Below are 2,113 nucleotides of genomic sequence, written 5' to 3' on the forward strand. Positions count from 1 at the left end.
ATGCCGGGCAAGGTGATTGACCAGGCCCCGCTGGCGCCGACGGCCGAGCCGACCCCGCCCTCCGACCGCTGGAAGGGCCTGACCGAGCCAGGCACCGCACTGGCGCAGGGCCTGGATGCCATCGTCGACAAGGATTCCACGTTCGACCCGCGTCATTTCATCTCGGGCGCCCGGGGCGCCTACGAGATGATCGTGCTGGCCTTTGCCAATGGCGACCGCCGTGCGCTGCGCGACCTGTTGTCGTCGGACGTCTATGACAGCTTCGACGCCGCCATCAAGGAGCGCGAGAAGAACGAGCAGAAGACCGAGACCCGCTTCGTCTCGATCGACAAGGCCGAGCTCGTCGGCGCCGAGCTGCGCGACCGTACTGCCCAGCTCACGATCCGTTTCGTCTCGCAGATGATCTCGGCCACCCGAGACAAGGCCGGCAACATCGTCGACGGCAGCGCCGATACGGTCGCCGACATCACCGACATCTGGACTTTCGCCCGCGACATCACCTCTCGCGATCCGAACTGGAAGTTGGTTGGCACCGGAAGCGCGAATTAGGGTCTTTCTGAAGACCAGCGCGACCGCGCTTTGCGCAGGCGTCGTCGTGCTGTCGTCGTTTTCGCTCGGCGCCGAGGCGGCGCGGCGCCACTATCGCAGCCACCACCATCATCTCCCGCAATTGCCTGCCGCTCCGCCGCGGGCCTTGCCCTATCCGCAGCTCCCGCTGCCGTTCGAAATTCCCGGCGCGCAATATCTGCCGCTGGCCTGGGCGGACGTGAAGGGCTGGGGCGATGACAATCATCTCGCGGCGTACAAAACGTTCCGCGCCAGCTGTCGGACCATCAATGCGCAGACCGGCGCGGCTGAGCCGAAGGCCGAATCAAAAGCAATTGGCGGCTCGCTCAACGAACCTTGCAGGGCGGCAAAATCGCTCGAGCTCACCGACGACGCCAAGGCAAAGACCTTCTTCGAGGACAACTTTTCGCCGCTGCGGATCTCGCGTCTCGGCGAGCCCGACGGTTTCGTCACCGGCTATTACGAGCCGGTGCTGGAGGGATCGCGCACGCAGACCGATGTCTACAATGTTCCGGTCTATCGCCGTCCCTCGAATCTGTTCGTGCGCGGCTACAAGCAGGACTCGGTCAGCCTGCCCAACAAGGGCCCGGTCTATCGCAAGATCGGCCGCCGCAAGCTGGTGCCATATTACGACCGTGGCGAGATCGAGGATGGCAAGATCGCCGGCCGTGGGCTGGAGATCGCGTGGCTGAAGGACCCGACCGATCTGCTGTTCGCGCAGATCCAGGGTTCGGCGCGCATCAAGTTCGACGACGGCAGCTCGGTGCGGCTGAACTACGACGCCTATAACGGCTATCCCTATACGGCTGTCGGTCGCATCCTCATCGAGCGCGGCATCATCCCGAAAGAGGAGATGTCGATGCAGAAGATCAGGGAATGGATGACGCAAAACCCTGATGGCGCCAAGGAGCTGCGCCGCGCGAACCGCGCCTACATCTTCTTCCGCGAGGTCAATCTGTCCGACAAGGACGAGGCGGTGGGTGCGCAGGGAATTCCGCTGACCGCGGGGCGCTCGATCGCGGTCGACAAATCGCTGCATGTCTACGGCACGCCGTTCTTCATCGAGGGCGAGCTGCCGATCGAGTCGGAGCGCTCCAAGACGCCGTTCCATCGGCTGATGATCGCGCAGGACACCGGCTCGGCCATCATCGGTCCCGCGCGCGCCGATCTGTTTTTCGGCGCTGGCCAGGAGGCCGGCCGTATCTCCGGGCGGCTCCGCCATCCCATGCACTTTGTCATGCTGGTGCCGAAGGGCCTCGATCCCTCGGTGCGCGCCGCCCGGCTGCCGGTGCCTGATCCTCGTCCCTCGGAGAAGATCGCAAAGCTGTTTCCGCAGGCCGATCCCGGGAAAGGGACGGTCAAGCCAGCTGCTGCGACCGGTCCTACGGAAACCAAGACCGACACGGTCGCCATTGCCGGTCCGGTCCCGCTGCCGGCACCGCGCCCCGTGATCGAGCCCGCTTCCGAACCGCAGCGGCCGGTGAAGAAACGTCCCCATCGGCAGCAATGAAGCGATCGTCCCGTCCGCCCGTGCTGGAGCCTCGCC

At 65.1% G+C, this 2,113-nt stretch carries 2 protein-coding genes; both read left to right on the forward strand.

What is annotated here, in order from left to right:
* On the forward strand, positions 1–549 hold a 549-nt coding region (locus MOV75_RS35740), incomplete at its 5' end, for a Tim44/TimA family putative adaptor protein (protein ID WP_247007693.1).
* Entirely contained in the window at positions 527–2,077 is a 1,551-nt protein-coding gene (locus MOV75_RS35745; RefSeq protein WP_246932245.1) for a murein transglycosylase A, read from the forward strand. The genes MOV75_RS35740 and MOV75_RS35745, both read left to right, overlap by 23 nt.
* Positions 2,078–2,113: the final 36 nt, after the last annotated feature.

The organism is Bradyrhizobium sp. PRIMUS42, from assembly GCF_023006515.1.
In the GTDB taxonomy this organism is placed as follows: Bacteria; Pseudomonadota; Alphaproteobacteria; order Rhizobiales; family Xanthobacteraceae; genus Bradyrhizobium.